The organism is Paraburkholderia sp. NPDC080076 (assembly GCF_050281145.1).
Taxonomy (GTDB): domain Bacteria; phylum Pseudomonadota; class Gammaproteobacteria; order Burkholderiales; family Burkholderiaceae; genus Paraburkholderia.
This window is the reverse complement of record NZ_JBNNWQ010000004.1, coordinates 197,343-209,490: the sequence shown is the minus strand read 5'-3', so window position 1 is coordinate 209,490 and position 12,148 is coordinate 197,343. Positions and strand designations below refer to the sequence as shown.

Annotated in this window: 6 protein-coding genes; 2 read left to right on the top strand and 4 right to left on the bottom strand. The window is 65.3% G+C overall.

The genetic code is table 11. From position 1 onward, the window contains the following. The first annotated feature begins 32 nt into the window (after positions 1-32). Entirely contained in the window at positions 33-521 is a 489-nt protein-coding gene (locus ACQKRQ_RS17935; protein WP_427478524.1) for a metallophosphoesterase family protein, read from the top strand. A gap of 68 nt (positions 522-589) precedes the next feature. On the opposite strand, the gene proP is transcribed toward ACQKRQ_RS17935, so the two are convergent. From proP to argA, 3 genes are all read right to left on the bottom strand, one after another. After that, positions 590-2,092, bottom strand: a complete 1,503-nt coding sequence (gene proP, locus ACQKRQ_RS17930) for a glycine betaine/L-proline transporter ProP (RefSeq protein ID WP_408313466.1) — start codon at positions 2,090-2,092, stop codon at positions 590-592. Positions 2,093-2,814: 722 nt separating this feature from the next. Beyond that, positions 2,815-3,087 carry an oxidative damage protection protein gene (locus ACQKRQ_RS17925; protein ID WP_007181244.1) on the bottom strand — a complete coding sequence of 91 codons (273 nt, stop codon included), beginning with the start codon at positions 3,085-3,087 and terminating at the stop codon, positions 2,815-2,817. Positions 3,088-3,145: 58 nt separating this feature from the next. After that, positions 3,146-4,534: an amino-acid N-acetyltransferase gene (argA, locus tag ACQKRQ_RS17920; RefSeq protein ID WP_132373802.1), complete on the bottom strand. Its 1,389-nt coding sequence runs from the start codon at positions 4,532-4,534 to the stop codon at positions 3,146-3,148. A gap of 23 nt (positions 4,535-4,557) precedes the next feature. Between argA and hrpA the strand changes: the two genes are divergently transcribed. Beyond that, entirely contained in the window at positions 4,558-9,084 is a 4,527-nt protein-coding gene (gene hrpA / locus ACQKRQ_RS17915; protein ID WP_427478521.1) for an ATP-dependent RNA helicase HrpA, read from the top strand. Between the two features lie 241 nt (positions 9,085-9,325). Here hrpA and ACQKRQ_RS17910 read toward each other — a convergent pair whose 3' ends face one another. Next, positions 9,326-12,028 carry a YadA family autotransporter adhesin gene (locus ACQKRQ_RS17910; RefSeq protein ID WP_427478519.1) on the bottom strand — a complete coding sequence of 901 codons (2,703 nt, stop codon included), beginning with the start codon at positions 12,026-12,028 and terminating at the stop codon, positions 9,326-9,328. Positions 12,029-12,148: the final 120 nt, after the last annotated feature.

Here is a 12,148-nt window from a genome sequence, read left to right as displayed (position 1 = left end):
CGCCGTCCGCTCATTTGCCCGATACTTCCAACATGACTTTGCGCACCCCACAATCCACACGCACCCGAATCGGCCTGATCTCCGACACGCACAATCTCGTGCGTCCCGAGGCCTTGCAGTACCTCGCCGGTTGCGACGCGATCATTCACGCGGGCGATATCTGCAACGAGGCGGTGCTCGAAGCGCTCAGGCGGATTGCACCGCTCACGGCGGTGCGCGGCAACAACGACACCGGCGACTGGGCCGCGTCGCTGCCGACGCACACCACGCTAACCGTGCAGCAAGTGACGATTCTCGTCGTGCACGACATCGCCGACGTGGGCGCCGATCCGCGCAGCCAGGGGATCAGCGTGGTGGTGACGGGCCATTCGCACAAGCCATTGATCAGCGAGCGCGACGGCGTGCTGTTCGTCAATCCTGGCAGCGCCGGGCCGCGGCGCTTCAAGCTGCCGATTTCGGCGGGCATCTTGATGGTCGAAGGCGCTCACGCCAGCGCGAGCTTCGATTCGCTGGTGCCATAAAAAAACGGGCCGGCAATTTTGCCGGCCCGTTCTCTAACAACTCGCACTAACAGTCGAACAACTCGCCCTTAGGCGCGCGCCGTAGCCGTTGCCGCATAGCCTTCGTCCATCTCTTCGGCTTCACGCTCGCCGCGCAGCACGGCATGCGCTTCCGCGCGCGTGGCCACGCACGGGCCCGAGCCGAGCAGCGGCTTGCGGGCGGTTTCGCGCAGCGCCATCACCGAGACGATACCGATCAGCGACGCGCCCATCAGGTAGTACGCGGGCATCATCAGATTGCCGGTACGGTCGACCAGCCATGCCGTCACGAGCGGCGTCGTACCGCCGAACAGCGATACCGAGATATTGAAGCCGATCGCGAGCGCGCCATAGCGGATCCGGGTCGGGAACAGCGCAGGCAGCGCCGACGGCATCACGCCGGTGAAGCACGACAGCAGCACGCCGAGAATCATCAGGCCGCCGAACACCGGCAGCACCGTGCCCATGCGGATCAGCAGCAGGGCGGGAATCGACAGTGCGAACAGACCCACGCAACCGAACAGCATCACGGGCTTGCGGCCGATCGTGTCGGACAGACGGCCGGCCGCGAGCGTCATCGGCATCATCAGCACCATCACGAGCAACACGAGGAACAGGCCGTGCGTTTCGTTGAAGTGCAGCGTGGCCGACAGATAGCTCGGCAGATACGAGAGCGCCATGTAGTCGGTGACGTTGAAGATCAGCACGAGGCCGACGCACAGCAAGAGCGGCTTCCATTGCTGCATGAGCAACTCGCGGAACGACTGCTTCGGCACGGCCTTGTCTTCAGCTTCGCGTTGCTCGGCCTGCTTCTTGAACGCGGGTGTTTCTTCGAGCTTCATCCGGATATACAGACCCACCAGACCCAGCGGGCCGGCGATCAGGAACGGCACACGCCAGCCCCACGAAAGCAGCGCATCGTTCGAGAGCGTCGCGGTCAGCACGGCCACCGTACCCGCGCCGAGCACATAGCCGATCAGCGTGCCGAATTCGAGGAAGCTGCCCATGAAGCCGCGGCGCTTGTCGGTCGAGAATTCGGCGATGAAGGTCGCCGCGCCGCCGTACTCGCCGCCAGTCGAGAAACCTTGCACCAGACGCGCAACCAGCAGCAGCACCGGCGCGAAAATGCCGATCGTCGTGTAGCTCGGGATCAGACCAATCGCGAAGGTGCCAAGCGCCATCATGATCATGGTCATGGCGAGCACGCGCTGTCGGCCGATACGGTCGCCGAGCGGCCCGAACACCATGCCGCCGACCGGCCGCACGAGGAACGCCGCGGCAAACGTGCCGAACGTGGCGATCAACTGCGCAGCCGGACTGGCCGACGGGAAGAACACTTTGCCGAGCGTGACGGCGATGTAGCTGTACACGCCGAAATCGAACCATTCCATCGCGTTGCCGAGCGCCATGGCGCCGACGGCACGCTTGAGGAGAGATTTGTCGACGACGGTGATGTCGTCGAGAGAGAGGCGTTGTTCTTCTTTGTGGTGTCGCCAGAAGCCGTTGCTGGAAGCGGTCAAGGTGAAAACTCCAATGACTGCGACGAAACTCATGATGCGCATGAACGTTCCGCCACGGTTGCTGGGGAGTGCAGTTTCGCGAGCCATGCGAAAAGCGTCTCCGTCGCCGCTGAGGGCGATGGAGCTGGGCGCGATGGAAAGCAGAACGCCCGTGCCTCGCGAGACAGGTCGCGAAAAAACACTCGTCTAGATTGTGCTGACTGTTGCACCTGCGTGGCCGTGGAAGGGGGGCAGGTGCATGAGGACGCTGGGGTGGCTGAAAGCTGGCCCATGCGCCGCTGGAAGGCTTGAAACGAAAAAGGCCGGTGCTTTTATTCGCCGCTCATGTGGCCCACGAGGGGGGCGCATGACACGGGGAAGCGACCGACGAGCCTTCTTGTATAAAAACTGTTCAGTTCGGGATGGCACACGCACTGCGCGCCAGATTGAAGAGAACGTGAATGAAGGTGAAATGCTGTTGGAACGAGGCACATGATAGCACGATAACAGAGGATCGTGCAAACCCGGTGTTCGGCGGGGGCCTTGGCGGGGGCGCTCAATCCCTTGCGGGGCGGGGGATTGAGCGGATCCTGGCGGTCTGGAAAAGGGGCTTAAAACGGCGCGAAAATGTACCGTTTGGAGAATTTTTCCGGCGCTGCCGGGGCCGCGAATCTGGCAGCGTCGCCCCGGTCAATCTGGTGGCGCGTAGACGCGAAAAAAATCCGCGCACGCGGCGCGGATTTCGGTGATGCAGCCTGAAGCGCGAAAGCGTTCAGTTAAGCCGACGGCGGCACATAACCCTGCGCGGTGTCCGCGCCTTCGCCGAAGAAGAACTTTTCGGTCTGCTTCATCAGGTATTGGCGTGCGCGCGGATCAGCCATGTTCAGGCGGTTTTCGTTGATCAGCATGGTCTGCTGCTTCAACCAGGCCTGCCAGGCTTCCTTCGAGATGCTTTCGTAGATCCGCTTGCCGAGTTCGCCCGGCAGCGGCGGGAAATCGAGGCCTTCGGCTTCCTTGCCGAGCTTCGCGCATTGAACCATACGAGTCATGCTGTGCTTCTCCTAAAATCGGTGTGGGGGCGGGCAGTCGCTATATATATAGGGCCGCTCAGAGCTGTTTCATCAGCACGAGCGACTTGCGCTGCCAGTTATAGAGTCGGCGGCGGTCTTCCGGCAGGTCGTCGACCGTGACTTTGACAAAGCCGCGTTTGAGGAACCAGTGTTCGGTACGCGTGGTGAGCACGAAAATGCGCGTCAGGCCGCGCGCCCGCGCGCGCTGCTCGATGCGCTTCAACAGTCGCTCGCCGTCGCCGGTGCCTTGCGCTTCGGGCGCGACCGTCAGGCACGCCATTTCGCCGATGCGCTCCTGCGTGTACGGATACAGCGCCGCGCAACCGAACAGCACGCCATCGTGCTCGATCACCGAGAAGTGGTCGATGTCGCGTTCGATCTGGTGACGGCCGCGCCGCACCAGCGTGCCGTCCGATTCGAGCGGCTCGATCAGCGCAAGAATGCCGCCGACGTCGTCCGGCGTGGCTTCGCGCAGGCTTTCGAGGTTCTCGTACGAGATCATCGTGCCCACGCCGTCGTGCAGGAACAGTTCGAGCAGCAGGCTGCCGTCGAGCGCGTAGGGGATGATGTGCGCCCGCGCCACGCCGCCGCGGCAGGCGCGGATCGAGTGCTTCAGATAGAAGCCCGCGTCGCCGGTGACCTCGCCGCTTTCGTGCAGCTTGTAGGCGTCGTCGAGCGACAGTTCGCGCACCAGTTCGGGGCCGTTTTCGCCGGCTTCCATCAGGCCCGGCGTTTCGGTCAGGAACACGATCTTGTCGGCGCGCAGCGCGATCGCGGCGGCGGACGCCACGTCCTCCATGGCCAGATTGAAGGCCTCGCCGGTGGGCGAGAAGCCGAGCGGCGAGAGCAGCACCAGCTTGCGGCTCGCGAGCGAGTGGCGGATCGAATCGGCGTCGATCTTGCGCACCACGCCGGTGTGAGCGAAATCGACCCCGTCGAGAATGCCGACCGGCCGCGCCGTCACGAAGTTGCCCGACACCACGCTGATGTGCGCGTGCGCCATCGGCGTATTCGGCAAACCCTGGCTGATGGCGGCCTCGATATCCAGACGCACTTCGCCGGCCGCTTCTTTCGCGGACTCGAGCGCGCGCGCATCCGTAATTCGCATGCCGTGCGAAAACTCGGACTCCACGCCGTGCAGGCTCATCTGCTCCTCGACCTGCGGACGCGAGCCGTGCACCAGCACGATCTGGATGCCCATGGCCTGCAAGAGCGCAATGTCGGACACGAGCGCGTTCAGGAGCCCCTGATGCACCACCTCGCCGCCGAACCCGACGACGAACGTCTTGTTACGGAATGCATGGATGTAAGGGGCGACTGAGCGCATCCAGTCGACGAATTGCGCGTGCTGGGCGAGATCTTCCGTTGCTCCGGCGGGGGCCGGAGCGCTCGCGGGCGCGGGGACGAGGTCGGTTTGGGAATTCATGCCGGGGATTATAATGCGCCCCCATGTCGAATGTACCCAAAAGTCCCGCTGCGGCGAACGAGAATCCGGCGTCGGCCGCCGATCAGGTGAAGGCCGGCGACGCGAAGCGCCGCGATGCGCAGGACGCCGAACGCAACGCGCCGCACACGGCGCGCGAGCCGCGGCGCGCCGCGGAAAATGCGCAGGCGTCGGCGCAGAGAAATAATCCGGGCCGTGAAGCCCGCGGTCAGGAAAGTGACGACGTGGCGAAACACGCCGGAAGTGGCGAGTCGCAGCCGCCTCACGGCAAGGAAGGTCGAGGCCCGGGCCACAACCCGGGGCGTCCGCAGAAACAGAATGCGCCGCACGGCCAGCAGACGCAGCGAAGTGGCGAGCGGCGTGCTCAGCCCGCGAATGTGCCGGGCGCGAATCAGCAGAAAGGCGGCGGTCGTGGCGAGCAGCCGCGGCACGCGTCGGCGCAAGGCGCGGAGCCGCGCCGCGAGTCCGGCGGCGCGCCCGCGCAAAAATCGCCAGCGGCGAGCGAAGCCGAGCGCAGCGCCGGCCGCCGCGAGCAGCAGCCGCCGCGCGAAGCACGGCCGCCGCGCGCTCCACGTGTGGTCGAGCCCAATCCGATTCCGCCGATCACCTATCCTGAAGCGCTGCCCGTGTCGGGCCGTCGCGAGGAAATCGCCAAAGCCATCGCCCAGAATCAGGTGGTGATCGTCTGTGGCGAGACGGGCTCCGGTAAAACCACCCAGCTGCCCAAAATCTGCCTCGAACTCGGGCGCGGGCTCGGCGCGGGCGGCTCCGGTCTGATCGGCCACACGCAGCCGCGCCGGATCGCCGCGTCGGCGACGGGCCGCCGCATCGCCGAGGAACTCGGCACGCCGTTCGGCGAAGTGGTCGGCTACAAGGTGCGCTTCACCGACAATCTGTCGCCGGGCGCCTCCGTCAAGCTGATGACCGACGGTATCCTGCTCGCCGAAACGCAGACCGATCCTCTGCTGAAAGCATACGACACGCTGATCATCGACGAGGCGCACGAGCGCAGCCTGAACATCGACTTTCTGCTCGGCTACCTGAAGGAAATTCTCGTCAAGCGCCCCGATCTGAAGCTGATCGTGACCTCGGCGACGATCGACGCGGACCGTTTCGCGCGCCACTTCGGGAGCGAAGAAAAGCCCGCGCCGGTGATCGAGGTGAGCGGGCGGCTTTATCCGGTCGAGGTGCGCTACCGGCCGGTCGCGGAAGACAGCCCCGCCGTGAAGGCCGCGGAAGGCAATGCGTCGTCCGCGCCGCGTGGCGACCGGCCGAAAAGCCAGCGCGAAACCGATCGCGATCTGATGGACGCGATCGTCGACGCCGTCGACGAACTCTGCCGCGAAGGCCCCGGCGACGTGCTCGTGTTCCTGCCCGGCGAGCGCGAAATCCGCGACGCCGCCGAGGCGCTGCGCAAGCACCATCCGCCGCACACGGAAATCCTGCCGCTGTTCGCGCGTCTTTCCGCGGCCGAACAGGAGCGCGTGTTCCGCACCTCGAACGCGCGCCGGATCGTGCTGGCCACCAACGTCGCCGAAACCTCGCTGACGGTGCCGGGCATTCGCTACGTGGTCGACACCGGCCTCGCGCGCGTAAAGCGCTACTCGTATCGCAACAAGGTCGAGCAGTTGCAGGTCGAATCGATTTCGCAGGCCGCCGCGAATCAGCGGGCCGGGCGTTGCGGCCGCGTCGCCGATGGCATCTGCATTCGCCTGTACGAGGAAAGCGACTACCAGGGCCGCGTGCGTTTTACCGATCCGGAAATTCTGCGCTCGTCGCTGGCGTCGGTGATTCTGCGCATGAAGTCGCTGCATCTGACGGCGATCGAGACCTTCCCGTTCATCGAGCCGCCGCCGGGCCGCGCGATCGCCGACGGCTATCAGCTGCTCAACGAACTGGGCGCCGTCGACGACGACAATCAGCTCACGCCGCTCGGCCGCGAACTCGCACGCCTGCCGCTCGACCCGCGCGTCGGACGGATGATTCTGGCCGCGCGCGACCAGCAGGCGCTCAAGCAAGTGCTGATCATCGCGAGCGCCTTGTCCGTGCAGGATCCGCGCGACCGGCCGATCGAAGCGCAGGAGCAGGCCGATCAGGCGCATCGCCGTTTTGCCGACGAGCGCTCCGAATTCCTGCAGTGGCTGAAAATCTGGAATTGGTTCGAAGAAGCGATTGCGCACAAGAAGTCGAACAAGCAGCTGCACGAGGAGTGCCGCAAGAACTTCCTGTCGCAACTGCGCCTGCGCGAATGGCGCGACGTGCACTCGCAACTGCTGACGGTGGTGCGCGAGCACGGCTGGCGGTTGAACGAAGCGGAAGCGACTTTCGAGCAGATCCATCTTGCGCTGCTGACGGGCTTGCTCGGCAACATCGGTCTCAAGGCCGACGACGAGCCGTATTACCTCGGCGCGCGCGGCATCAAGTTCTATTTGTGGCCGGGCTCGGTGCTGGTGAAGAAAGCCGGCAAGTGGGCGATGGCCGCCGAACTGGTCGAGACGAGCCGCCTGTACGCGCGTTGCATCGCGAAGATCGAGCCGGAGTGGATCGAGAAGATCGGCGCGCATCTGCTGAAGAAGTCGCTTTCCGAGCCGCATTGGGAAAAGCGCGCGGCGCAGGTCTCGGCGTTCGAACGCGCCGTGCTATACGGCCTGCCGATCTACCACCGGCGGCGCGTGAGCTTCGGCAAACAGGATCCGGCGCGCGCCCGCGAGCTGTTCATTCGCGGCGCGCTGGTGGAAGGCGAGTTCGATACGAAGCTCGCGTTCTTCGCTCACAACCGCAAGCTGCTCGCCGATATCGAGCAGCTCGAACACAAGTCGCGCCGCCAGGACGTGCTGGTCGACGACGAGCTGATTTTTGCCTACTACGATCAGGCGCTGCCGAAGGGCATTTACACCGGCGCGTCGTTCGAACGCTGGTATCGCGACGAGGTGAAAAAGAGCGGCCAGCCGGAAGACAAGCTGCGCCTGCTGTATCTGTCGCGTGATGATTTGATGCGGCACGAAGCCGCCGGCGTGACCACCGATCTGTTCCCGAAACGGATGACGATGGCGGGCGTCGAAATGGCGCTTACCTATCACTTCGAGCCGGGTTCGCCGCGCGACGGCGTGACGCTCGCGGTGCCGCTGTATGCGCTGAATCAGGTCGACGCGCGGCGCTGCGAATGGCTCGTGCCCGGCATGCTGAAAGAGAAGACGCAACTGCTCTTGAAGTCCTTGCCACAGAAGCTGCGCCGTCATTGCGTGCCGCTGCCCGAGTACGCGGCGGGTTTCGTCGACCGGCATAGCGGTCCGCGTTTCGGCGCGGGCGGTTTGCTCGAGTCGCTGATCGCCGATATTCGCGAGCAGACCCAGGTCGCGATGAAGCAGTCGGACTTCAAGCTCGAGACCTTGCCGCCGCATCTGTTCATGAACTTCAAGGTCGTCGACGAGCATGGGCGTCAGCTTGCGATGGGCCGCAATCTGTCGCAACTGCGCGCCGAACTCGGCGGCCAGGCGCAGCAGCATTTCCAGAAGATCGCGTCGAGTGCGGCGGGCGCAGCGTTGGCGGACGCGGGCGGCGGCGGCGTCGCGACGCCGTCGCAAGCGTCCGGTGCGGCCGGTGGAGCGGCGCAGCGAGGCAAGGGCGCTGCCGCCCCAGGTCCACAGACCGCGCCGCAAGCCGGCACTCAAGGCACGGCGCTGTATGAAAAGCTGACGACGTGGAACTTCGGCAAGCTCCCCGAGTTGCTCGAAATCCGCCGGGGCGGGCAGACGCTGTTTGGTTATCCGGCGCTGGTGGATCGCGGCATGCATTGCGACGTCGAAGTGTTCGATTCACCGGACGAAGCCGCGCGGATTCATCGCGCGGGATTGCGCCGGCTATTCGCGTTGCAGCTGAAGGAGCCGATCAAGTATCTGGAAAAGAATCTGCCGGGCTTGCGCGAAATGGCGATGCAGTTCATGCCGCGCGGCACGCAGGAAGAGTTGCGCGACCAACTGATCGACACCGCGCTCGACCGCGCCTGTCTGCAAGACCCGTTGCCCGACGACGACGCCAGTTTCCACACGCGCCGCGACGAAGGCCGTAGCCGCCTGACGTTACTCGCTCAGGAAATTGCCCGGCTGGTCGGGCAGATTCTGAGCGAATACGCGACGGTCGCGAAGAAGCTGGTGCAGGCAAAGTCGTTCACGGCGGCGCACGCCGATCTGCAGAACCAGCTAGACGGACTGATCGGCAAGCGCTTCGTGGTCGACACGCCATACGCGCAACTGGCGCATTTCCCGCGCTATCTGAAAGGGATCGCGCTGCGCATCGACAAGCTGAAGGCGGACCCCGCGCGCGACGCGCGGCAGTTCGCCGAATTCCAGCCGCTGCTGCAGAACTATCAGCGCGCGGTGGCGCAACGCGGCGGCGTGCTCGATCCGCGCTTGTCGGAGTTCCGCTGGCTGCTGGAGGAGTTGCGGATCTCGCTGTTTGCGCAGGAGTTGCGTACGCCGATGCCCGTTTCGGTGAAGCGGCTTTACAAGGTGTGGGAGTCGATGCAGCGCTGATCGACGTGAGGGGCGAGGGCGCGCTGTGCGCTGCCGCCTCATGCGAGTGGCTTCGGTTATGGCCCGGCTGCCTTTCGCGGCACGGATAAAAAACGCGCGCGCCGCCATGCCTTGTGGGAATGACGGCGCGCGCAGAACGGCGCGGGGTTTTTGTCGGTCCCGCGCTCGTCGCACCTGCAACGTCGATGGCCAGGCGATTGCTCGTGACTCGGCTTGGCCCGGCCTGCCCTGCCAGTTCCGCCTACCAGTGCATTCCGGCGCCGATCGACGCGCCGAATTGGCCGCGCGAATCCGTGGTGCCTTGCAACTTGTAGACCCACTTACCCGTTTCCGAAAGCTGCGATACGCCGATGGCCAACGCCGACTGGCCGGCGTACGTGCCACCGGCCATTGCGACCATGCCGTGACCCGGCAGGACTGCCTGCGGCAGACCGGCAATTGCCATCGCGGATGCCGTGCCGCCGTAGCTGTCGCGACGGGCTGAGCGGATCTGGTCGTCCGTATAGCTGTTCGCCTGGCTCACGGCTCCGCTGACGCTTTGCTGCAACTGGTTGACGTTGACGGCATCGGTGCCTTGCACGCCGGCTGCGACGTTGGTGATCTGGCGTTGCTGGCCCGCTGCGCCGACGGATACGCTGTTCGCCCGGTCCGCGATCGAGCCTTGGCCTAATGCGACGGAATTGTCAGCGCTGGCGTTTGCGGCTGCGCCGAGCGCGGTGGCGTTGGCGCCGCTGGCGACGGAGCTTGCGCCGAGTGACGTGGCGTTTGCGCCGCTCGCCAGCGAATTCGCGCCGATCGCGACTGCGTTGGCGCCGGTGGCCTGCGCACTGGCGCCCGCGGCGACGGAGTGGGTGCCGGAGGACACGGCGCCTTCGCTATCGCGGTTGCCTTCCGCGCTGAAGAACGGATTGGCGGTATTGACCACGACGTTGCTGACGGCGCCGTCGATGGCGGCGTTCAGTTGAGCGACGTTGACCGCGTCGGTTGCGTCCACGCCTGCCGCGACGTTGTGGATGACCGTGCCGCCGTTCGCCGCGTCGCCGCCGAGTGTGACGCTGTTCTTGTTGATGGTGCCGTCGGCGTTCTGGTCATACATGACCGCACCGTCGAGCTTCGCGGCATTGGCGGCGCCTTGGTCGCTCACGGCTTTCAACTGCGCGACGTTGACGGCGTCGGTGTCGGCGGTGCCGGCCGCGACGTTCGTGATCTGGCGTTCCTGGCCCGCTGCGCCGACGGACACGCTGTTCGCCCGGTCCGCGACCGAGCCTTGGCCGAGTGCGACGGAGTTGGCAGTTTCCGCATGAGCGCCGCGGCCAAGTGCGACCGAGTTCTCGCCGTCCGCCCGGGCGTTGTAGCCAATCGCCGAAGCGCCCGTGGCAGTGGCGTGAGCGTCGTCCGGTGTCAGCGAGTCATCGTTGGTGCGAACGTACTTGACGCCGTTGCCGTTCTGCTGGATGTAGGTATCGCTGTTGTCGCCAGTGATGGCATAGAGCTGGGCGCCGTTCACGGCATCGGTGCTGCTCGCGGACACTGCGCCTTGATGCACGTTGGTGATTGTCGTGCCGCCGGTCACGCCGCCGTCAGTGGAGTTTGGACCCGCCAGCGTGACGCTTTTCGTGTTGACGGTGTCGTCCGCATTCTCGTCGTACGTGACGGCACTAGCAGTAATGGCAACCTTGAGCTGGCCGACGTTGACGGCGTCGGTGTCGGCGGTGCCGGCCGCGACGTTCGTGATCTGGCGTTCGTGACCCGCCGAACCTACCGATACCGTACTCGCGCGCTCGGCAACCGATCCTTGGCCCAGCGCCACAGAGTTGGCCCCGCTTGCTGTGGCCATGTAACCGAGCGCGACACTGCCGACGCCCGTTGCGCTCGAGTAGGCGCCGATCGTCGTCGCATCGGCGACGGTGGCAACGGAGGACTCGCCGATCGAGGTGGAGTACGCGGCGCTGGCGACGGCACTCGCGCCCAGGGCGATAGAACCGACACCGCCGGCTGTGGCGCTCGCGCCCAGCGCAACCGTATCGGCACCCGTCGCGCTTGCGCCTGCGCCTGCCGCGACAGCGTGCGTGCCGCTTGCCACGGCGTCGTCGGAGCCGTCGGCGAGGCCATTGGCCTTGAAATAGTGCTGCGTGTCGCTTTGCGCAATGGCGTCGACCTTGCCGTCGACCGAACTCAACTGGCTCACGTTGACGGCATCGGTCGCAGCCGCGCCCGCTGCCACGTTCGTCAGGCGGCGTTCCTGGCTCGCTGAACCGAGCGAGACTTCGCCCGCCGCGCTCGCGGCCGCGATCCCGGTTGCGCCCAAGCCAGCCGGTGCAAACGCTGCCTTGGACAGGTCGGCGGTGGTGGTGGAATTCGCGCCCAATGCGACGCTGTTGGCAACTGTGGCCGCCGCGTTGTTGCCGAACGCCACGGCGCCGGTCGCTGCGGCCATCGCGCCGTAGCCAATAGCCGCGGCATTGATGCCGGTCGCCCGCGCGGATGCTCCCAATGCCATCGCGCCCAAGCCGCTGACGAGAGCCTGATTGCCGATCGCGATTCCGTTGGTGGCAGGTGTTGCAGTTGTCGCCTGCACGCCCATTGCAATCGACTTGTCGCCCTGCGCGTTCGCCTGCACGCCGTTTGCGATCGACAGGCTGCCTTGCGCGCTCGCCTGGAAGCCCGTCGCAGTCGCGTAGGGACCCGCTGCCTTTGCGCCGATGCCGATCGCAATCGCGCCTAGGCCACCAGCATAGGGGGCGATATCGTTTCCTGGCGAATCAGCGTTCGTGTCTACGAAGGTGGCGGCCTGTGTCACCGGTGCGCCACCCGCGAATGCCGCCAAAACCAGCACCGCGTGCGCGATCGCCTTCTTGCGCTTTGCATTTGATCTTGCCGTCGCTGGCGCTGCCAGCAACGTTTGCGCCGCTTCACACCAAACCAGTGATTTATTGCTATTCATCGTTTTAAAACTCCGCGGCAGTGCGTGGGAGCGCGGCGCATGAGCGCGGGTGATCCGTATGCATTCATCGCCCTGATAAATTGCGTAAAATATAAAGGTCTGCGGGCCTGGTATTGCTAG